Raw genomic sequence first — 20,667 nt, 5'->3', positions numbered from 1 at the left:
AATAAAATGTAAGGTTAATTCTAAAATTTGGGATGGAGTTGTATTTATCTAATGAAAAGGTTAGTAGTTATGACGGTCGGAAAAACGCATAGCGGTAAAACGACATTTGCCGAAGTTTTGGAAAAAGAGCTTCTCAACTCAGTAGTGATTGATCAAGATAATCATGCGGAGTTCCTTCATACACATTACCAATCCTTACTTCCCAAGCAGGGGAGTAACACGATAAAATATGCAATTACACAAGCGATTGTTAATCATGCAGTTCAAGAGACAACTTGCCATCTTATTCTTTGTAACTCGAATCGCAATCGAAAAGGTCGTTTGAGATTAATTGAATATTATCAAAACCAAGGATTTACTTGTATCCTTGTAAATTTTGAACTCCCCGATCATGTTCTAAAACAAAGAATCGCTGAAGGTCAACGCAGTACAAAGATATTAAGAGTCGCTTCAACTTTTGCCGAAGTACTTTCTAGACAGCAAGTAGAGACTAATACAGGAGATATAATAGTTCCCACTGAAGATGAAGCGGAGCATTTGTTTACTATTAAAAGTTCGGATGAAATACCGCTTGTTATTAGAAAAATAGTAGATCTTGCTGTTGAAAAATTATAAAAAAACCTCGTACTTTGAACAAAGCGCGATCAGTATACGAGGTTCAAGATTAGCCGCGTTGCACTTCAATCAATAAGTGAGTAGATATTAAAGATAAGATTGAGCAGAGTAAGTATTATATAAACAATGATTGAGAAAGATAATATAAGAGAGAAACATCAAAACGATTAGGTGGGCAATAAATACCATTTTAGAAAGGTCCTCCATGAAGAAATTTATACTGAAGAAGTATCCTTAACTTAAAGCACTTTTTTTCATGAATTTGTTAATTTAAGTGTTATTCTTTTTTCAATCGCCATACGGAAGTTCGAGATGACTCCTAGCAACAATATAAACGAACAAATCATTTTTTCAAAAGGTGTACCTAACAATTGTTGTATAAACCCAACTGACCAAAGTACAACAAAAAGCCAACATATAATGGTTAGTGCCCTTTTGTATTTACTTAGTATATTTCTGCCAACAAACAGTGTAAAAATTCCTCCAAAAATAGAAATAACAATATTTACTATAGATATTGGTAGTTGAGTAGCGAAGGATTCAGACCGTCCACCATTAACCCATGTGAATGGAATAATCCCACTTAAAATAAGAAGATGGATTAAGATAGTCAAAGAATAAAAAGTAATCCCCATGATTACAGCAGTTTTTAGATTAATTTTTCTAAGTTTTTCTAACATACAATCACCTCATTTCTACCTGTTATCATTTTATTTGATCTAGCGACGTACTATTCCTATATCTTTTAGGGTGGACACTTTAATTAGTAAAATTTCGAGAGAGGTATCTAAAATCTACTTTATTCTTCAACAGAGCCTAAAATGACCCGATTAGGCTTTATTTTGTATAGAAAAATGAGCTTGGAGAAACATCTCAAGCTCATTTTTTCGTCTCTATTTACTCAATTCATGATTTGGTTAAATATCTTATGATGAATCTTTTTAGATTCTATTGGCTTCATATTTTGTGGCATATCATAGCCAATCCATACTGCCGAAGTATGTGTATCGGAAAGTCCAGCAACCCAGTAATCATAAAAGTCATTTGTCGTTCCTGTTTTAGCTCCAACATAAGGAGCGGTCATTGATAAACCTTTACCAGTCCCATTAACTACTACATCTGCCAGTAAGTCTCTCATTATATTTACAGTTTTAGGAGACCATACTTCGATCTTTTCTTCTTTCCATTCATATAGAATATCACCACTCTTGTTTGTTACTTTGCGAATAGCATGGGCAGGTTTATACATTCCGTTAATAAAGCCTGTATAAGCGTCCGCCATTTCGAGCACTGTTACTCCATTCGTCAAACCACCAAGAGCAGCAGGGTAGGTATGATCTTCCTCGATTAAATGATCAAATTGGAATTGCTCTAACTTCGCAAAGGCATCTTCAATCCCGACGGTTTGCAATAGACGCACAGCGGGAGTGTTATGGCTAAAACGAAAAGCTTGTTTTAAGGTAACATTTCCGTATACGGCTCCTCCATAATTTTGAGGACAATAATCCCCAATACATAATTTACCCCCACTTACTTCGTTGTTAGGAGTTAATGAAGTCGTTTCAAAAACTGGTCCATACACAAGTAAGGGTTTTAAAGCGGATCCAGGTTGTCTCACTGCTTGATTTGCCCGGTTAAAATCAAACTTTTTATAATCCTTCCCGCCGTACATACTGACAATTTCTCTTGTTTCATTATTAATAACTACAGAAGCAGCTTGTAAATCTTTTGTTTGATGCAGGAGGCTATCGATATAAGCTACATCTTCTTTTTGTTTGTGTGGGTCTAAAGCGGTATGTACAATTAGGCCCTGAGAAATTACTTCATTCACGCGAGTTTGTAATTCATTTTTGAAAAACTGTGCTTGCTGTTCGTTTGAGGCGGATTCAATTTTCTCTTGAAATCCCTCACTTGTACTGATTAAAGACTTTAATTCGTCTAATACATACGTACTATAAACTGGATACAATTGTGTTTTTGTTTTAGTTTGAAGAACAATAGGCTCATTTTTTAACCCATTCCCATGCTCTGTAGAAATTTTATCGTTCTTCACTAAAATATCAATCAACAATTCTTGCCGATTTTTAGTAGCTTCAAAATTTTTCAATGGATTATAAACGGATGGATTATTTGGAATAGCACTAATAAATACTTGTTGTGCTTCAGTTAATTCACCTAATGGTTTACCAAAATAATAGGTTGCGGCTGCGCCAATTCCATACACTTGGTTACTAAAATATATTTCGTTTAGATAGTTTTCTAGTATTTGCTCTTTGTTCGAATGTTTTTCCATCTCGTATGCGTAGACTAGTTCTGTGACTTTCCGTTCATACGTTTTTTCTGTAGATAAGTATCTTAACCTCACTAATTGCTGAGTGATTGTGCTTGCTCCCTGGTCGCTTGCATTTGCTGCTGCATTTGCAAAAACAGCACGAAAAATCGCGCTAAAATTAAAGCCAATATGATTATAAAACTCTACATCTTCACTTTGAATAAGCACTTCTTGAACGAAGAGAGGAATAGATTCTAATGGTAGAGGATCTCGCCACTCAACATAATCCTCCGAGAAAATTTCGTTATCTTTATCTAATAGAACAATAGGCGATGTAATAATTGGTGTATTAAGGGGGATTGCAACTTTTAAATCTTCTTTAAACTCAGAGGCAGTTTGCGTCTCACTATGGATATAGGAATATAACAGCCAAATAAGTGGAAAGCAAAGAAGAATGATAATATATCCGATTGTCTGACGCATGAGTCGCACTCCAATTCAATAATCTAATAAGAAAAGAGCAAGCGACTCGAAGGGATAGGCGCTGGAGCTGGACAAATAATGAGTAAATAGCTATATTTTCTTTTCTAATAAAAAGAATAGCACACTTTCTAAATTGAAAGTGTGCTATCTTCACAATAATTTGGCTTGCATTTCCTCTTCTTCTATTAATACATCCTCAAAATCTATTCGTGGTTTCTTTCTGGCGAAGTAAATAATGGTAAATGCGATCAAGAACAGCGATCCGGTAACAAAAAAGACAGATGAAATACCGATATATCCACTGATAAATCCGCCAAACATTGGTCCGATAATATTACCTAAAAAGCGGAAACTCGTATTATAACCCATTAGTTCACCTTGTACCTCAATCGGGGACTCTCTCCGTATTAGAGCAGTTGTGATTGGTATTAATCCACCGGCGGCAATGCCAAATAAGAAACGTAGGATGACTAGCTGCCATAGTTCGGAAACGAATGCCTGCGGAATGATAAACACGAAAGCAAGAATTAGTAGAAAGGATAATATTTTTTCATATCCAATTGAATCACCGAGTTTCCCCCAAGTTCTAGCAAATAATAGACTTCCAACTCCGGTTGCACTAAAGGTTATACCTGCAAGGAGGGCAACTTCTTTAGAGTCTGTTAATTGAGAAACATATAAGGATAGCAGGGGTTGTATACTAAATAGTCCAATTTGGATCAACGAAGTAATCATTAGGACATTTAAGATGAGACGATGATGAAATATACCTGAAATAACAGTCTTTCTAGAATATTCATGATCACCAGCTTTTCTCTCTTTGCGAACTTCATGAATACCAAAAAGTACGATTAACGCAGCGATAGAAACAGCTGTTGCAGTAATCATAAATGTATATTGGAAGCCGAATGTATCTGCTAATAATCCACCGATGATAGGACCGAATAATGTACCTGAAACACTACCCATTTGTAATGTACCCATCGTTTTTCCAGCAACATTCTTTGCAGTTTGGGAGCTTATAAATGCTAAGGAGGTAGGGATAAATCCAGTAACAATCCCCATAAATAAACGTAGGACAAAGAAGGCTTCTACAGAATTAACAAACCCCATTAGCAAAACACTAATGGCAATCCCAAACCCATTAATGATTAAAATTGGTTTATATCCATACTTATCTGCGATTCTTCCCCAAATAGGTGACATTAAAAATGCAGAAACAAATGTAGCACCGAACACGAGCCCGGACCACTTTTGGACATAAGCTGCTGTGAAATCACCCATCGTACTTATATATAATGATAAGAATGGCATAATCATTGTCATAGTGGCTGAAACTAGAAAGATAGAAAACCACATGATCGCAAAATTTCGTTTTTGTACGCTCATCGATATCCCTTCCTTCTTTTGATGCGTAACAGTTCTATTACTAGTATAGAACATTTCGTGTGTCTAAGAAAGTTAGATACTTTGTTGCTGAATTTTGATGTACTGTTATGGTAAACTAATTTGGGGTGATTAATTCATGAAAAAGTTATTAATATTAATAGGTGCAGCAACAACTATATTCTTTTTAAGTGCTTGTGGGTCAACAGATTCCAATGATTCCACTGCATCGAAAAAAGAGATAGTAACAGAAGATACTAATAAAAATACGGAAACTCAACAAGAAGGAGAGATAACTTTGTATCCACAACTTTCTAAAGAGGTTGCTTCAAATGAAGCCTTAGTTACGATGAATACATCAATGGGATCAATTAAGATTAAATTATTCCCAGAACAAGCACCAAAAACAGTGGAGAATTTCTTAACACATGCAGAAAATGGTTATTATGATGGAATGATATTTCACCGAGTTATTCAAGATTTCATGATTCAAGGTGGAGATCCAACTGGTACCGGCATGGGCGGAGAAAGTATTTACGGAGCAGAATTTGAGGATGAGTTCTCGGTGAATCTCTTTAATTTAAGAGGAGCTCTTTCGATGGCAAATGCAGGACCAAATACAAATGGAAGTCAATTTTTCATCGTTCAAGCTTCTGAACCACCAGCAACTGCGCAGCAAATGATTGACGGTGGATGGCCAAAAGAAATTGCCGAAGCTTATGCAGAAATGGGTGGAACGCCGCATCTTGATCAAAAACATACAGTATTTGGACAAGTTATTGAAGGCTTAGATATAGTGGATCAAATCGCAGCAGTTGAAAAAGGCGCTAATGATAAACCAGTTGTAGATATTACGATAGATTCAATCGAAATTGTTCAGAAATAATTAGAGGAGTGTATATATGTTTTCGTTTTTACATCTAGCTTTTTTGTATTTTCCAGAAGATAAATCGGAATATATACCTGTAGTAATAGAATTAGTTGTTTTAGTTGCTCTTTGTGTATTTGTTTTTAGATGGCTGCAAAAAAAATCTAAAAAAGATGCAGAAAAAGCAAGGATTTTAGAAGAAAGAATTATGCAAGCCAAAAAAGATGAACTAAAATAATAGTCTTTATACTGATATTTGACATCTATAACAGATGAAAATACGAAAGACCTTCCTTGAATGGAATGTCTTTCGTATTTTAGACATTAGCTTTCAAATTACATTTATTGAAGTGATCTTACAAAGCGTTCTACACCGTCTTCAACAATAGAAAGCGGACAAGCCAAATTCATACGCAAAAATCCCTCACCAGCTTTTCCATATTTAGAACCTGGCTCGAGAGCGAGCTTTCCAATCGTTAATAGACGATTCATTATTTCCTTTTCGGAAAGGCCAGTCCCACGGTAATCAATCCAAACTAAATAAGTACCCTCTGGTTTAGAAACTTTGATGCCCTCTAATTTCGACAGATGATCCACCACATAGTCCATATTCACAGTCAATACTTCTAATAGTTCCTCAAGCCAAGGATTACCTTGTTCATAGGCAGTTTGAAGAGCTGTAAGTGAGAATACATTCAAATCCATATATCCGCGGCTCATCGCAAGTTTTTCTAATACCGTTCGTTTTTGTTCATCAGGAACAACCATAGCGGCAGCTTGAATTCCTGCAAGATTAAATGTTTTAGTTGGAGCAAAAAAAGTGATGATGTTAGTTGAATCTTCCGCAGCATTAAGCATAGGAGTATGCTTATTCGGTTCGAAAATGAGATCAGAATGGATTTCATCGGACAAAACTAATACATTATATTGCTGACAAAGTGTCGCCATTTTCGTTAAGTCATCTTTACTCCATACCTTTCCGCCAGGATTATGTGGATTACATAGTATGAAAGCTTTAACATCATCTTTTAAACAGTTTTCAAATGAATCCCAATCCATTTCATAGGAATTATCCTTTTCTATTAACAGGCTAGTGACTACTTCTCTACCTAAATTCGTAGGAACACTTACAAATGGAGGGTAGACAGGTGTATGTATGAGCACTTTATCCCCAACTTCAGTGAAGGATTCAATAGCTTCTGCTATGCCTGGAATGACTCCTTGGCGGAACAAAATCCATTCATTTTCTATTGTAAGTTGGTGCTTGTCTGCAACCCATTTAGTAAGGGATGATTTCGTTTGTTCCGGCACCATCGTATAACCAAATACTGGATGTTCCATGCGTTTTTGAAGTGCATCAATTATTACGGAAGGGATGGCGAAATCCATATCCGCGACCCACATAGGGAGTACTTCAGAAGCATCTTGAATAGAGTATACTTGTTCTAACATATCCCATTTTGCAGAATATGTTTTTCGTCGATTAAAAACAGTGGAAAATATGGACAATGAAATTTCCCCTTTCAATTTGTATTTATTATTGTTATTATAACGCTATCTAATAAAACTAGACAGGTGAAACTAAAATGGACACAATTGAAATGAATAGAAAAGCTGTTTGGACATTGCAACAATGGGATCCATTCCACATTGGAGAAAATGCCTATGAGACTGAAACGGCAGATGTAGTCGCCTATTTACAAAATATCGATCATCCATCTGAATTGGCGAAACGAATTCAGGCAATTTATGAACATTCTTTTGAAGAATGGATTCCATTAGAAAAATGTGTAGATATATCATACAAGCTAATAGCATTAAAATACGAAATGAAATGTATAATATAAATGAAGAAGCTCTCGGTTTTTAAGCCGAAAGCTTTTTTGTATTATTAAGCTTCTTTCAGTCCATCCAATAGGTTAGAGGCGGGAACTTCAAGTGCATTGGATAATTTTAAGATGGTTTGTACGGAAGGCTTCTCTACGCCTGATTCATATGCTTCTAGCTTCCCAGTACCAATTCTTGTTTTTAATGCAAGCGTTTCTAGTGAAAGGTTACGCTCTTCTCGTAATTGACGTAATTGCTCATGTAAATCTATCTTCATGATTCATCCACCCCTATCTCAATTATTATATTGTAACATAATTCCTCTTAGAACTTTTGATATTAATGTCAGAAAAAGAACATTTATTACATTAAATACACCAAAAATTATGGCACTAGGAATTCCAACTAAGAATATAAGGAATCCGGAAACTCAGGTACTCATGTTTCCTTCTATCATATTTAGACTTAATCCAAATTGATACAACTATTTCTAAAATGCATTGTGATCTGTGAAACAATCTAGAATAATCTTTCGTATCATCAATAGAGAAACAGAGAGAGAGGGAGGCCTATGTTAGAGCTTGAGTTAATAGAACGAGCCCAACAAGGGGACAAGGCAGCATATACAGAACTCATACATATACATTATAGGACCGTTGAAAAGTTTGCATTTCAATGTGGCGTTCAGGTCAATGACATACCGGATATAACTCAAGAAGTATTTGTGAAGCTATATAGATTTTTACATCAGTTTCAGCGTGACCGATTTACGACATGGTTATACAAAATCACCTTAAATTCAGCTAGAGATTATTATCGAAAAGAAATAAAAGAAAAAGAAAAGGGACAAAAGTTAAATGTAGAAGTAAGAGAAAGCTATACGTCAAAATCCGCAGAAGACCGAGTATTAGTATTTGAAGAAGACCGCGAACTCCATCATGCGATTCAATCACTGGATGAAAAATATCGTCATCCGATCATCATGTTTTACTTCCATGAATTATCGTATGAACAAATTGCAGAAGTATTAAATGTACCCTTATCGACGGTCAAAATACGTTTAATGAGGGCAAAAGCATTATTAAAATCAAGATTACAGATGAGTGGAGGAGTAAAGCATGGACGATAAACAATTAGAAGAACGCTTAAATCTTTTAAAATCATCCTATGATCGATTGCCTTCAACTTTAGATACGGAAGAGATTTTAACAAAAATAGAAAATGAGAAAAATGTTCTTCCAATAGAAAAGAAAACCAGAGGATCCAAGCGTCAACGAATTACAGTGTGGGCAGTGAGCGTAGCGAGTGTGTTTGTGATTGGAATTTTGGGAACAGCTTATTTAACTGAGTCAGATGAAACAACAACTAGCGATGAAAACTACAGTGATGAAGAAATTGAAAAATGGAGGAAACGTTATCAAGACGAACGAATTAAACGTCAACATATGCTTCAGATGAATGTAGATGATTTTACTTCATTAGGTTTTGTACAGTACGCCGACAATATTTTCGCCTCGCAGATTGAACCTGGAACCTTAGAAGGTAAGAATGATAATATTTCTGTTAAAGAGGCATATGATTTAGCTATTGAAGGGTTAAATCTTCCTTCTGAAATGATAAAGGTAGCTAAAAATTTAGGCAAATTAGATAGCAAAGAAAGCTCCTATTTTGTGGATGACTTTGTCACTAAAACGGAACATTTAATGGCCTACTATGAACAAAAACTTTGGGACAATGAAGAGGCTCTCAAAATAGCAAAACATGAAGGAAGACTAAGTGAACATGTGCTGATTGCCAATCGATACAATATCCCCGAAGAAATAAAGAGCATGATTGAAGTTTTACCTAAGCAGGGATTAAAATTAGCAGTTAATGCGGAAGGAACAAAATTTCAAATTAAACCTGATTTGGCCTTATTCACAAGAGACCTTTTCTCCGTTTTAGATGAAAATGAGGCGCGTTATTTAGGAATTTATGATTTAATCCCAGGTTATGGGATAGCCACTCTAGTAGAGGAGCAGGAATTATCTCAACTAGGCTATTATTTAGCTAGTATAGAATTTACATTACTAAATACAAGTGAAAATTCGGCAATGCATTCTCGCTTTGAAAATCATTACTTTGAGTTAGCAGAAATGATTATTTTCCCATCTGACATTGGTGAAATCTTAAATGATGACAATAAAATAAATATCGAAGCCCATATGGCTTGGGAAACACTAGTGAATATTCCAGGTGTATCACCATTGGCTACTTTTATGAAACCGGTAGTTGCTTCAATGAAATCAAGTGATTGGACCTACAATGAGACGTATAAACTATTAGACATAGAGCAACTGAGAGATTATTACCTCTTAGCTTTGGATAACGAACTAGAAATTAACAAATTAGACTGGTTATCTATACTGCCTGACGGAGTAGAGAAAAGCTTAGAAACACCGTATACAATGTATGGAATTCATGAGTTATATAAAAAGTTCAATGAAAACTTTAATCCGCTAATGTTACACGGAGCGGGACCATTGGATATCACTCTCTTATACCATTATGCTGATGGGCAAGATAACCATGAAATGATGTGGGAATTGATGACTAGTGCTTTTAAAAATGAATATAAGAAAGAAGAATTTGTAGAGAATCCAACTCTACAAAATATTATTGGAGACAGTGCTAAAAATCTTTACTTCAACAAAGAATATTTAACCCCGGACAAAAATAATTTGAAAACCTATATTGGACAGGAAAAAGGAAATCAAGTTAGCTACGATATTCTTCTCCGCCTAGAAAATGATGATATATGGAGAATTCAAGGGGAAGAAGATTACTTAATAAGTAAAGTAGAACCAGTGGATGATAAACTTCTTCAGCGCATTCAGGATTTATATAAATCCTTTGTACGAACATATGATCAAACAGTTTTAAAAGAGGCTACCCCTTCAGAAATTGTAGGTTTGTACTATTATTCAGCTCAGCTAAAGGATTTTGAAACACAGTATGAGCTATATATTAAGGAAGAAGGGCGGATTCAGATACCCAAAGATGAATACATGAATGCAGAGCATCAATATATAGAAGACATTAGGCTAGTATTTAAAGAAATGAAATTTGAAAAAAAATTAAATGGAGAGGGAGTTGTTACATTAACGAAGTACCCAGACGAACAAGATATTATCATTGGCTTTCAACTAATCCCAACCGACAATGGATGGAGACCACCGTTTATGCCAACACAGTGACTTTTGCCGTCATACTTCCTACTATGTTATAATTTAACATGACTATAACGTATATAAGAAAGTAGGAACGGATTATGACTCAAAATTATAAGGTAGGAGATGTTGTCACGGGTAAAGTTACAGGGATTCAACCATACGGTGCCTTCGTTAGTTTAGACGAGCAAACACAGGGCCTAGTGCATATTTCAGAAATAACATACGGGTATGTAAAAGAAGTGGAAGGATTTTTAACTGTAGGGCAAGAGGTAGAGGTGAAAATTCTAGAGATTGACGGCGAAGCTGGAAAAATTAGCTTGTCCATGAGAGAGCTCCAAGAAAAACCCTCACTCCCTAAACGTGATGACAGACCCCGGAGATCACTTCAAGATCGAGTAGATGAACATGATGAAGAAGGATTTAATACTTTGAAAGAAAAATTAGGCGACTGGATAAAAAAATCAGCACTATAAAGTATGGATGGGCTCACGCAGAGGTCCACCTGTATGAAAAAAGCAAGAATGTTGTTCGTCAGTGAACTCATTCTTGCTTTTTCTATTAAATAATGCAGACTGCAGAATTCTTAACTACTTTATTTTGCGCAAAAAGGTTAACTTATCGTTTCATCTTCCTTATTCTGTATTGTAAATTCTGTCGGCTCATTCCCAGTGCTTCAGCAGCTTTTGTTATATTACCGTCGAATTTATCTAACGCTTTTTGTAAATAATACATTTCTGCGGAGCGTAAATACTCATCCAGTGGAACCAATTCTTTATCAGAAGTGATGACAAAATCCTCCGCTTTCCTTGAAGACTCATTAAAATCCTGAACCTTCAGCTTGAAGTGTAGAGGCAGCATATCAAATTTCAATACTTGCTCAGTAGTTACCATAGAACTAATCTCATCCAGGAGTAGTTCCAACTCCTTTAGATTGCCTGGCCATTCATACTTCAAAAAAGCTTGAACAACATCTTCATCAATGTTATTGATCGTCGAGCCATAGCGATTTAAATATCGATTAAAGTAATCATGTGTAAAAGGTAGTATGTCCTCCGTGCGTTTGCGTAAAGGTGGGACGCTGATGGTTATTTGTGCAAAGTAATAATATAGCTCCTTACTCAACTTGTTCGAAGAAATAAGATCAACTGGATCCTCGCCAATGCTTGCTATATATAAATTTTGTCGTGTTTCATTGGCAATAAGAATTTGCAAAAGTTCATTTTGTAATTCTATGGATAATAAATCAATTCTTTCACAAAATATTGTACAGTCCAAGATTTCAGTAAGCTCTTTTTTAAATTTACGTATTAAAAAACTATCTGAACTATGGCAATACAGAGAAATAAACTGTTTATTTACAGGTGAAAGTTGATTGTGAATACCTTCAGCTATTAAATCCTTGCCAGTACCAGCTTCTCCAACTAAAAGGACAGGCATTCGTACATGTGCAGCTTTCATCGAACGTTCTAGTACTTCCTGCATGTCTGTCGAAACAGCTGTAATACTAGAAAGGGTGATGGCTTCATTGTAACGTTTTAATGGCTGATAGATTAATCGTTCTAAAGCAGTTATATCACGAGAGAATTCAACTGCCCCAACAAGTGTTTCATCTTGCCAAACAGGGTATGTATCATTAATAGTAGTTATTTCTTGTCCATTTCGATTCCAGTAAGTCTGTTTAGCACGTAAAACTGGTTCTCCACTATGCAAAACTTTTAGCAAAGTACTTTCTTGCTGTTCAAATTGGAAAAGTTCAAAGATAGATCGGTCGACAACATCTGTTAAATTTAGACCTTCAATTTCTTTCATTTTTTCGTTGTAAATAATTGTTTTGCCGGATACGTCAATAGCGTGGATGCCTACTGCTACTTGCTCTGTTGCAAATTTATAAAAGGGTAGAAAGTCTTTTATTTGTTCGTCCAAATTGCTCACCTCAAAAAAATATTTCACTTTTTTAAATTTTTTACTTGATTAACGCAACAATCTTTTGCATTATTATATATGTAAACTAATTCAAACTGCAAATATTATTTGCACCCAATTCAAAGGAGGATATAAAATTGATACCTTACAAACATGAACCGTTCACGGATTTTTCGAAAGAAGAAAATAAAAAAGCAATACAAGAGGGCTACAAAGTAGTTGATGCATACCTAGGAAATGATTTCCCATTAATCGTAGGTGGAGAACGTATTACTACAGAAGCTAAAATAAAATCTTATAATCCAGCTAAAAAAGAAGAACTAGTTGGTGCTGTTTCTAAAGCAACGCAAGAGATTGCTTCTAAAGCTATGGATATTGCGGATGAAACATTCAAAACGTGGAAAAAAGTTAAGCCTGAAATTCGCGCAGATGTTCTTTTTAAAGCAGCAGCAATTATTCGTCGTCGTAAATTCGAATTCTCTGCTCTTTTATCAAGAGAAACTGGAAAGACTTGGGTTGAGGCTGATGTAGAAGTTGCCGAAGGTATTGACTTCTTAGAATACTATGGTCGTGAAATGTTACGTTTAAAAAATGGTGCACCAGTTGAAAGCCGTCCTGGTGAATATAACCAATATAACTATATTCCACTAGGTGTTGCTGTTGTAATTTCACCTTGGAACTTCCCATTTGCAATCATGGCTGGTACTACTGTTGCTGCAATGGTAGCAGGTAACACTGTACTATTAAAACCAGCTTCTACAACTCCAGTTGTTTCTTATAAATTTGTAGAAGTATTAGAAGAAGCAGGTATGCTTCCAGGAGTAGTTAACTTCATCCCAGGTTCTGGTGCTGAAATAGGGGACTTCATGGTAGAACACCCACGCACTCGTCTTATCAGCTTCACGGGTTCTCGTGATGTTGGCCTAGGAATCGTAGAAAAATCTTCTAAATTAGCTTCAGGGCAAATATGGATTAAACGTTCTATTCTTGAAATGGGTGGTAAAGATACAATCGTAGTCGATTCAGATGCTGATTTAGAATTGGCAGCTCAATCTATTGTGAAATCTGCATTCGGTTTCAGTGGTCAAAAATGTTCTGCTTGTTCACGTGCAGTGATTGTAGAAGACGTTTACGATACAGTGGTAAACCGCGTTGAAGAATTAACAAATGCTTTAACAGTTGGTATTCCTGATAGTGATGAGCATTTCGTTGGACCAGTGATCGATAGCGCTTCATTCGAAAAAATTATGGGCTATATCGAAATTGGTAAAGAAGAAGGTCGTCTAGTTACTGGTGGTACTGGTGATGATTCGAAAGGATTCTTTATCCAACCTACTGTAATCGCGGACCTATCTCCAACAGCACGTATAATGCAAGAAGAGATCTTTGGACCAGTGGTCGGTATTTCAAAAGCAAAAGATTTCGATGAAGCATTAGAAATTGCTAATAACACGGAGTATGGGTTAACAGGAGCGGTTATTACAAATAATCGTTTGAACCAAGAAAAAGCGCGCGAAGAGTTCCACGTTGGGAATTTATACTTCAACCGTGGATGTACAGGTGCGATTGTTGGATACCAACCATTCGGTGGATTCAATATGTCTGGTACAGATTCAAAAGCTGGCGGACCGGATTACGTCCAACTTCATATGCAAGCAAAAACTACATCTGAAATGCTTTAATGCTTCAATGGCAGACTCATTTTGAAGTCTGCCTTCATTTTAAATAAAAGGGGTAATGTATACATGACTATTTCATCAAAAATGATCGAACAAACAAACAAATATGGTGCAAACAATTATAACCCACTTCCAATAGTAGTTTCTGAAGCTGAAGGAGTTTGGGTAAAAGATCCAGAAGGTAACAAATACATGGATATGCTCTCAGCCTATTCGGCAGTAAACCAAGGGCATCGTCATCCGAAAATTATTCAAGCATTAAAAGACCAAGCGGATCGTGTTACTTTAACTTCTCGTGCATTCCACAATGACCAATTAGGTCCATGGTATGAAAAAGTTAGTGAGTTAACAGGAAAAGATATGGTATTACCGATGAATACGGGTGCGGAAGCTGTAGAAACTGCATTTAAAGCAGCTCGCAGATGGGCATATGATGTAAAAGGCGTAGAAGCAGACCAGGCAGAAGTAATTGCTTGTAACGGAAATTTCCACGGTCGTACTATGGGAGCTGTTTCACTTTCATCTGACCCTGAATACAAACGTGGATTCGGACCAATGCTTCCAGGTATTAAACTAATTCCATATGGTGATTTAGAAGCGCTAAAAGAGGCAATTACTCCAAATACAGCTGCATTTTTAATCGAACCTATTCAAGGAGAAGCAGGAATTATTATTCCTCCAGCTGGTTTCATGAAGGCTGCTCTAGAATTATGTCGTGAAAATAACGTGTTATTTATTGCTGATGAAATCCAAGCCGGTCTTTGCCGCACTGGTAAAATGTTTGCATGTGAATGGGAAGAAATCGACCCTGATATGTACATTCTAGGAAAAGCATTAGGCGGTGGAGTTTTCCCCATCTCATGTATCGTTGCAAATAAAGAAATTCTAAATGTATTTAACCCAGGTTCTCATGGATCTACATTTGGCGGTAACCCAATGGCATGTGCGGTTTCAATAGCTGCATTAGACGTATTGGTAGATGAAAAATTAGCTGATCGCTCTCTAGAATTAGGTAATTATTTTATGGATGCATTGAAAGAAATTAAGCATCCTTCTATTAAAGACATCCGTGGTCGTGGTTTATTTATCGGAATGGAGTTAACAGTAGAAGCGCGTCCATTCTGTGAAGACTTAAAAGAACTTGGATTATTATGTAAAGAGACTCATGATACAGTAATTCGTTTTGCTCCACCTTTAATCATTTCTAAAGAAGAGTTAGATTGGGCAATCGAAAGAATTCAGAAAGTATTCAATAAATAATAATTGATAGACAAATATTATTAATTATATGTTACAATGGTTCCGAAGAAATAATTATGAATTAAAGAGGCGAAAATAGAAAATGGCTGAAAATTTAAACCTGTTCACATCAACTCAAGCTGTTATTAAAGAGGCTCTGCACAAACTTGGTTATGACGAAGCAATGTATGAATTATTGAAAGAACCACTACGTATGTTAGAAGTTCGTATTCCTGTACGTATGGATGACAACACAACGAAAGTTTTTACTGGATATCGTTCACAGCATAATGATGCTGTTGGACCTACAAAAGGTGGCATACGTTTTCATCCGGGAGTAACACCAGATGAAATGAAAGCTCTATCTATGTGGATGACCCTAAAAGCTGGTATTGTTGACCTTCCTTATGGTGGAGGAAAAGGTGGAGTTACTTGTGACCCACGTGAAATGTCAATGGGAGAAATCGAACGTCTAAGCCGTGGATATGTACGTGCTATTGGACAAATCGTTGGTCCGACAAAAGACATCCCTGCTCCAGACGTATTTACCAATGCTCAAATTATGGCATGGATGATGGATGAATATAGTCGTATTGACCAATTCAATTCACCAGGCTTTATCACGGGTAAACCACTAGTACTTGGTGGTTCACAAGGACGCGACCGTGCGACAGCTCAAGGTGTTACAATTATTATCAACGAAGCTGCAAAAAAACGCGATATTGATATGCAAGGTGCACGCGTTGTTATCCAAGGATTTGGAAATGCAGGAAGCTTCTTAGCTAAGTTTTTAAGTGATCAAGGGGCAAAAGTTATTGCTATTTCCGATGCTTACGGCGCTTTACATGATCCAAACGGTTTAGATATTGACTATCTATTAGATCGTCGTGATAGCTTTGGGACTGTAACAACTCTATTTGAAAATACGATTTCTAACCAAGAGTTATTAGAATTAGATTGTGATATTTTAGTTCCAGCTGCTATTGAAAACCAAATTACTGCTGAAAACGCTCATAACATTAAAGCGAAAATTGTAGTAGAGGCTGCAAATGGTCCAACTACAACAGAAGGTACTAAAATCCTTTATGATCGAGGAATTCTATTGGTCCCTGATGTTTTAGCTAGTGCTGGAGGCGTAACTGTTTCTTATTTTGAGTGGGTTCAAAATAACCAAGGTTATTACTGGACAGAAGAAGAAGTTGATGAAAAACTAATCAAGAAAATGGTAGATGCATTCGCAAATATTTATGAAGTTGCATCAACTCGTAATATTGATATGCGTCTAGCTGCATATATGGTAGGTGTACGTAAAACTGCAGAAGCATCACGTTTCCGTGGTTGGGTATAAAATTATAAGTAAGTTGAACCGCTTGTATTATACGAGCGGTTTTTATTATTATAAAGAGAGTATGGAAAGAGGAGGATGTTAGATGAACGCTTTTTCATTTTATAACCCGGTAAAATTAATATTTGGTAAAGATCAACTAAGTAAGTTGAAAGGTGAATTATCTTCATACGGCAACAAAGTCCTAGTTGTTTACGGTGGAGGTAGTATCAAGAAAAATGGTTTATACGATAGCGTTATGGCTGAATTGAAAGAAGCAGAAATGGAAATTTTTGAATTAGCAGGAGTAGAACCTAATCCTAGATTATCGACAGCTATAAAAGGAGCAGAAATCTGCAAAAAGGAAGGAATTGACATTATCCTTGCGGTTGGTGGGGGTTCCGTGATTGATTGTACGAAACTTATCGCAGCAGCAGCAAAGTATGATGGCGATCCTTGGGATTTTGTTACACGTAAAGCTGTTCCGCAAGAAGCTTTGCCTTTTGGAACAATATTAACACTTGCTGCAACTGGTTCAGAGATGAATTCTGGCTCTGTTATTACAAATGAAAATACTCTCGAAAAATTTGGCTGGGGAAGTCCATTAGTTTTTCCGAAGTTCTCCATTTTAGATCCTGTTAACACATTCACAGTTCCTCTTGATCAAACAGTTTACGGAATAGTGGATATGATGTCCCATATGTTTGAGCAATATTATCATAATGCAACCAATACACCAGTTCAAGACGAGTTAATAGAAGGAGCTCTTCGCACTGTTATAGAAGTAGGACCAAAACTTATCAATGACCTAACAAATTATGAGAATCGCGAAACAATATTATTTGCAGGTACAATAGGGTTAAATGGCTTCCTTCAAATGGGCTACAACGGTGACTGGGCAAGTCATAACTTAGAACATGCAATTTCAGCTGTTTATGATATTCCACATGGTGGGGGATTAGCGATCGTTTTCCCTAGGTGGATGCGTCATAACGTTAAAGTAAATCCACAACGTTTTGCTAAGCTTGCGACGAATGTCTTTAAAGTGAAAGCAGAAGGTAAATCTATAGAAGAGGTAGCTTATGAAGGAATTGACCGCCTTGAAGAATTTTGGAAGTCATTAAATGCCCCTTCTAAATTAGCCGACTATAATATAGATGATAGCCAAATTGACCTTATGGTAGAAAAGGCAATGGTTTATGGCAATTATGGTAATTTCAATAAGTTAAATGCAGAGGATACAAAATCTATTCTAACTGCTTGTCTTTAATAGCATGAATAAAAACCACATGACGGAAATTCGTCATGTGGTTTTCTTAGATTTTACTTATGGGAAGTGTTTGTTTGTATAAGATGGTGCGACTATTTTTAATTATGTGTTTTTAATACAGTATGCTCATCTCGATGTTCAGTCCATGTTCTGATTCCATCATCCTCATCAAATGAGATAGAAATATCTGTTACTCCTTGTTGATTTAGAATTAATTCTTTTAAGACATCACGAATATCATCCACCTCAGCGAAAGAATATCCGGGACCTATTTCTAAAATTATATCAACGTGAAGAAATTCTCCTTCTTTTATAACTTCAAGTTTTTGGATATCTGTCACATGTTCGTTTTCAGATACAATATGCGCTATATGCACAAGCATTTGTTCATCTGTTTCCCCAAGTGCTCCACGGGCATTATCAAGGAATACTTTTCCTACTACATAGAACATCATTATACCAATCATAATAGAAGCTATACCCTCTGCTTGTAAGAAACCAGTGAAGTGAGAAATTAGAACAGCTACAAAAGCTAGGATTCCTCCAGATGTTGCGACTAAATCTTCCATAAAGACAAGTTTTGTCGCAGGTTTAGCCCTATCTAAGTTAGCAAAACTAGTAGTAAGAGGAGAAAGAAGTGTTCCTTTAATTCCTATTTCATGTAAGATTTCTTTCCCTGCTTTGTACAAAACAGCAAATTCTAATATTATAGCAATAGCGAGTACACTAAGCGTGATAGCGACACCAGTAGATTCAGTTGGATGTTGTATATGATGCCAGCCTTCTATAATAGTCTCATAAGATAAAATACCAACGATAATGACAGCACCTAAACAAACGAGATTTACTAAACGTCCAAAACCATTTGGAAATTTCGGTGTAGGTGCTTTTTTAGATAATGCTGAACCGATGTAAACGAAAAACTGATTCGCGGCATCCCCGATAGAGTGCATCATTTCTGCAAACATTGCTACATTCCCTGTAAAAAAGAATGCTCCTCCTTTTAGTATAGCTATTACAGTATTTACAACTGCTGCTAATAATGAAGGTTTGTTACCACCCTTTAATAATTTAAAAAAATCTGCCATATAATTACTCCTCTTAAATAGATTCTACTTCCACCGACTCAACGAACTTTTGTTTTTTGATAGTAGAGTAGAATTCTACGGTATTTTTTTGGGTGACGACGGAAAGTCTCATTTCCATCTCGTGTTTAACTGTATTATTGTCTGAAGTGACATCTTTAATGCGTATACTTTCTATATAAACCCCGCTTCCTTGTAAAAAGTCATATACTTTAGGAATACTTTCTGGATTTCCCACTATTACTTTTAGAGATAGTTCCTTTGATCTCAAGCGCTTTGGACCAATTTTAGTTAGAAGGGGAGGGATTACTTCAATTCCTACTATTACAATAATCACACTAAGAGCTGATTCAATATAAAATCCTGCACCAACAGCTATTCCTATTCCTCCAGCCCCCCAAATCATAGCTGCTGTGGTTAAGCCGGTTATACTATCATTTCCTTTACGTAATATAACTCCTGCTCCGAGGAAACCTATGCCACTCACTATTTGTGCAGCTAATCGTAATGGATCCATCGTAATATTTATAGCATCGTTTGGAACGGCTTTATAAGCAGCTTCGATGGATATGTAAGTTAGGAGACAGCTAAATGTAGCAATGACTATACTGGTCTTTAATCCAATAGGCTTCTTCTTTAGTTCCCTTTCTATACCTATTATTAAACTTAAAGATGCTGCAAAAATTAATTTGAATATAATTTCAGTATAATCACTTAGGTAGTTTAGCCATTCCAACGATAATTCCTCCTTCATTTATTTTGGCGAGTTGAGGACTTTTTTGACTACCTACTATATAAATGCTTTAATTAGGGAATAGTAGAGTTTGGTAGACTTGTTTCTTTTATTATAAGGATAGGGGTCTTTAAAATAAAGCACTGGTTTATACTTAGGAGATCTATTTCTTAATTCATTTCTTCAATTGAAAGGTTTTCTATTACTCTAACTAATATTTTTAAGGTCTTGAATACTTTCATCATTTGATTTGGCTAGTGTCGAAAATAGCTATGAGGATAGCAAGATGCTTAATGGTTCTATTGAATAATCAAATTTAGTTATAGCAAGGGAGTGATAATACAAGAGTTTTGCAGATATTTAAGTTATATTTATAAAAAGGCTTGCTTTTTATATCTATACGATGTATATTAATACTTGTCCTTCGGAACGCGATACAAACAACTTAAAAAACTTCAAAAAAATGTTTGACATCAAATCTGGAATAAGCTATACTAATAAAGTCGCTAAAACGACTTGAACAACATGAACATTGAACATTGAAAACTGAACATGCAAAACGTTAAGGCATACAGCTTGACAACTAACTTTGTTAGTTTGATAGCAAAACAATTTTTGACATCATTTAATGATGATGCCAGCAAAACAAATGAGCTTTTAAACTAGTTCTAATTTGTTGCCTTTCGAAATGCTTCGCAGATCGGAAGGTAACTATTATGGAGAGTTTGATCCTGGCTCAGGACGAACGCTG

At 36.0% G+C, this 20,667-nt stretch carries 19 protein-coding genes; 11 read left to right on the top strand and 8 right to left on the bottom strand.

The genetic code is table 11. From position 1 onward, the window contains the following. The first annotated feature begins 51 nt into the window (after positions 1 to 51). Positions 52 to 615, top strand: a complete 564-nt coding sequence (locus LDK52_RS08810; RefSeq protein ID WP_277585588.1) for an AAA family ATPase — start codon at positions 52 to 54, stop codon at positions 613 to 615. A gap of 254 nt (positions 616 to 869) precedes the next feature. On the opposite strand, the gene LDK52_RS08805 is transcribed toward LDK52_RS08810, so the two are convergent. The 3 genes from LDK52_RS08805 to LDK52_RS08795 all read right to left on the bottom strand — a co-directional run bounded on the left by LDK52_RS08805 (position 870) and on the right by LDK52_RS08795 (position 4,759). After that, entirely contained in the window at positions 870 to 1,295 is a 426-nt protein-coding gene (locus LDK52_RS08805) for a hypothetical protein (protein WP_277585587.1), read from the bottom strand. Positions 1,296 to 1,516: 221 nt separating this feature from the next. After that, entirely contained in the window at positions 1,517 to 3,370 is a 1,854-nt protein-coding gene (locus LDK52_RS08800) for a transglycosylase domain-containing protein (RefSeq protein WP_277585586.1), read from the bottom strand. Between the two features lie 150 nt (positions 3,371 to 3,520). Then, complete coding sequence (locus tag LDK52_RS08795; protein ID WP_277585585.1) at positions 3,521 to 4,759, bottom strand: MFS transporter; 1,239 nt, start codon at positions 4,757 to 4,759, stop codon at positions 3,521 to 3,523. A 136-nt stretch (positions 4,760 to 4,895) separates the two neighbouring features. On the opposite strand from LDK52_RS08795, the gene LDK52_RS08790 reads away from it, so the two are divergent. Further along, positions 4,896 to 5,642, top strand: coding sequence for a peptidylprolyl isomerase (locus tag LDK52_RS08790; RefSeq protein ID WP_277585584.1), 747 nt, complete (start codon positions 4,896 to 4,898; stop codon positions 5,640 to 5,642). Between the two features lie 16 nt (positions 5,643 to 5,658). After that, positions 5,659 to 5,862 (top strand): hypothetical protein, encoded by a 204-nt coding sequence (locus tag LDK52_RS08785; protein ID WP_277585583.1) that lies wholly within the window; start codon positions 5,659 to 5,661, stop codon positions 5,860 to 5,862. A 104-nt stretch (positions 5,863 to 5,966) separates the two neighbouring features. On the opposite strand, the gene LDK52_RS08780 is transcribed toward LDK52_RS08785, so the two are convergent. Beyond that, positions 5,967 to 7,133 (bottom strand): MalY/PatB family protein, encoded by a 1,167-nt coding sequence (locus LDK52_RS08780; RefSeq protein WP_277585582.1) that lies wholly within the window; start codon positions 7,131 to 7,133, stop codon positions 5,967 to 5,969. Positions 7,134 to 7,210: 77 nt separating this feature from the next. On the opposite strand from LDK52_RS08780, the gene LDK52_RS08775 reads away from it, so the two are divergent. Beyond that, on the top strand, positions 7,211 to 7,471 hold the full coding sequence (locus LDK52_RS08775) for a DUF1871 family protein (RefSeq protein ID WP_277585581.1): 261 nt from the start codon (positions 7,211 to 7,213) through the stop codon (positions 7,469 to 7,471). A gap of 44 nt (positions 7,472 to 7,515) precedes the next feature. Here LDK52_RS08775 and LDK52_RS08770 read toward each other — a convergent pair whose 3' ends face one another. After that, positions 7,516 to 7,728, bottom strand: a complete 213-nt coding sequence (locus LDK52_RS08770) for a helix-turn-helix domain-containing protein (RefSeq protein WP_277585580.1) — start codon at positions 7,726 to 7,728, stop codon at positions 7,516 to 7,518. 294 nt (positions 7,729 to 8,022) lie between these two features. Between LDK52_RS08770 and LDK52_RS08765 the strand changes: the two genes are divergently transcribed. The 3 genes from LDK52_RS08765 (at position 8,023) to yugI (ending at position 11,136) form a co-directional block, all read left to right on the top strand. After that, positions 8,023 to 8,580, top strand: coding sequence for an RNA polymerase sigma factor (locus tag LDK52_RS08765; RefSeq protein WP_277585579.1), 558 nt, complete (start codon positions 8,023 to 8,025; stop codon positions 8,578 to 8,580). Beyond that, the gene (locus LDK52_RS08760) at positions 8,570 to 10,687 is read left to right on the top strand and encodes a hypothetical protein (protein ID WP_277585578.1); all 2,118 of its coding nucleotides are present in this window, start codon (positions 8,570 to 8,572) and stop codon (positions 10,685 to 10,687) included. Before LDK52_RS08765 ends, LDK52_RS08760 begins: the two co-directional genes overlap by 11 nt. 74 nt (positions 10,688 to 10,761) lie before the next feature. Beyond that, a complete protein-coding gene (gene yugI, locus LDK52_RS08755) occupies positions 10,762 to 11,136 on the top strand; it encodes a S1 domain-containing post-transcriptional regulator GSP13 (RefSeq protein ID WP_277585577.1) in 375 nt (124 codons plus the stop codon). Positions 11,137 to 11,278: 142 nt separating this feature from the next. Here the strand turns inward: yugI and LDK52_RS08750 are convergent, their stop codons facing one another. Continuing rightward, positions 11,279 to 12,595, bottom strand: a complete 1,317-nt coding sequence (locus LDK52_RS08750; RefSeq protein ID WP_320415357.1) for an AAA-type ATPase lid domain-containing protein — start codon at positions 12,593 to 12,595, stop codon at positions 11,279 to 11,281. A gap of 128 nt (positions 12,596 to 12,723) precedes the next feature. Between LDK52_RS08750 and pruA the strand changes: the two genes are divergently transcribed. The 4 genes from pruA (at position 12,724) to LDK52_RS08730 (ending at position 18,098) form a co-directional block, all read left to right on the top strand. Further along, complete coding sequence (pruA, locus tag LDK52_RS08745; RefSeq protein ID WP_277585575.1) at positions 12,724 to 14,268, top strand: L-glutamate gamma-semialdehyde dehydrogenase; 1,545 nt, start codon at positions 12,724 to 12,726, stop codon at positions 14,266 to 14,268. A 63-nt stretch (positions 14,269 to 14,331) separates the two neighbouring features. After that, positions 14,332 to 15,525, top strand: a complete 1,194-nt coding sequence (locus LDK52_RS08740; protein WP_277585574.1) for an ornithine--oxo-acid transaminase — start codon at positions 14,332 to 14,334, stop codon at positions 15,523 to 15,525. An 82-nt stretch (positions 15,526 to 15,607) separates the two neighbouring features. Further along, entirely contained in the window at positions 15,608 to 16,852 is a 1,245-nt protein-coding gene (locus LDK52_RS08735) for a Glu/Leu/Phe/Val family dehydrogenase (protein ID WP_277585573.1), read from the top strand. A gap of 82 nt (positions 16,853 to 16,934) precedes the next feature. Then, positions 16,935 to 18,098: an iron-containing alcohol dehydrogenase gene (locus tag LDK52_RS08730; RefSeq protein WP_277585572.1), complete on the top strand. Its 1,164-nt coding sequence runs from the start codon at positions 16,935 to 16,937 to the stop codon at positions 18,096 to 18,098. Between the two features lie 98 nt (positions 18,099 to 18,196). Here the strand turns inward: LDK52_RS08730 and LDK52_RS08725 are convergent, their stop codons facing one another. Next, complete coding sequence (locus tag LDK52_RS08725) at positions 18,197 to 19,186, bottom strand: cation diffusion facilitator family transporter (RefSeq protein ID WP_277585571.1); 990 nt, start codon at positions 19,184 to 19,186, stop codon at positions 18,197 to 18,199. A 13-nt stretch (positions 19,187 to 19,199) separates the two neighbouring features. Beyond that, positions 19,200 to 19,937 carry an MgtC/SapB family protein gene (locus LDK52_RS08720; protein WP_277585570.1) on the bottom strand — a complete coding sequence of 246 codons (738 nt, stop codon included), beginning with the start codon at positions 19,935 to 19,937 and terminating at the stop codon, positions 19,200 to 19,202. Between the last annotated feature and the right edge of the window lie 730 nt (positions 19,938 to 20,667).

Origin of the sequence: Psychrobacillus antarcticus, from assembly GCF_029533155.1 — a bacterium.
Lineage (GTDB): Bacteria > Bacillota > Bacilli > Bacillales_A > Planococcaceae > Psychrobacillus > Psychrobacillus antarcticus.
This window is presented reverse-complemented; position numbering and strand designations above follow the sequence as displayed.

Bases quoted from the DNA above. Each gene is read 5' to 3' on its own strand.
- yugI (WP_277585577.1), top strand. From the start codon at position 10,762: ATGACTCAAAATTATAAGGTAGGAGATGTTGTCACGGGTAAAGTTACA.
- LDK52_RS08800 (WP_277585586.1), bottom strand. From the start codon at position 3,370: ATGCGTCAGACAATCGGATATATTATCATTCTTCTTTGCTTTCCACTT.
- LDK52_RS08775 (WP_277585581.1), top strand. From the start codon at position 7,211: ATGGACACAATTGAAATGAATAGAAAAGCTGTTTGGACATTGCAACAA.
- LDK52_RS08790 (WP_277585584.1), top strand. From the start codon at position 4,896: ATGAAAAAGTTATTAATATTAATAGGTGCAGCAACAACTATATTCTTT.
- LDK52_RS08740 (WP_277585574.1), top strand. From the start codon at position 14,332: ATGACTATTTCATCAAAAATGATCGAACAAACAAACAAATATGGTGCA.
- LDK52_RS08785 (WP_277585583.1), top strand. From the start codon at position 5,659: ATGTTTTCGTTTTTACATCTAGCTTTTTTGTATTTTCCAGAAGATAAA.
- LDK52_RS08795 (WP_277585585.1), bottom strand. From the start codon at position 4,759: ATGAGCGTACAAAAACGAAATTTTGCGATCATGTGGTTTTCTATCTTT.
- LDK52_RS08720 (WP_277585570.1), bottom strand. From the start codon at position 19,937: ATGAAGGAGGAATTATCGTTGGAATGGCTAAACTACCTAAGTGATTAT.
- LDK52_RS08760 (WP_277585578.1), top strand. From the start codon at position 8,570: ATGGACGATAAACAATTAGAAGAACGCTTAAATCTTTTAAAATCATCC.
- LDK52_RS08730 (WP_277585572.1), top strand. From the start codon at position 16,935: ATGAACGCTTTTTCATTTTATAACCCGGTAAAATTAATATTTGGTAAA.
- LDK52_RS08735 (WP_277585573.1), top strand. From the start codon at position 15,608: ATGGCTGAAAATTTAAACCTGTTCACATCAACTCAAGCTGTTATTAAA.
- LDK52_RS08770 (WP_277585580.1), bottom strand. From the start codon at position 7,728: ATGAAGATAGATTTACATGAGCAATTACGTCAATTACGAGAAGAGCGT.
- LDK52_RS08805 (WP_277585587.1), bottom strand. From the start codon at position 1,295: ATGTTAGAAAAACTTAGAAAAATTAATCTAAAAACTGCTGTAATCATG.
- LDK52_RS08810 (WP_277585588.1), top strand. From the start codon at position 52: ATGAAAAGGTTAGTAGTTATGACGGTCGGAAAAACGCATAGCGGTAAA.
- LDK52_RS08765 (WP_277585579.1), top strand. From the start codon at position 8,023: ATGTTAGAGCTTGAGTTAATAGAACGAGCCCAACAAGGGGACAAGGCA.
- LDK52_RS08725 (WP_277585571.1), bottom strand. From the start codon at position 19,186: ATGGCAGATTTTTTTAAATTATTAAAGGGTGGTAACAAACCTTCATTA.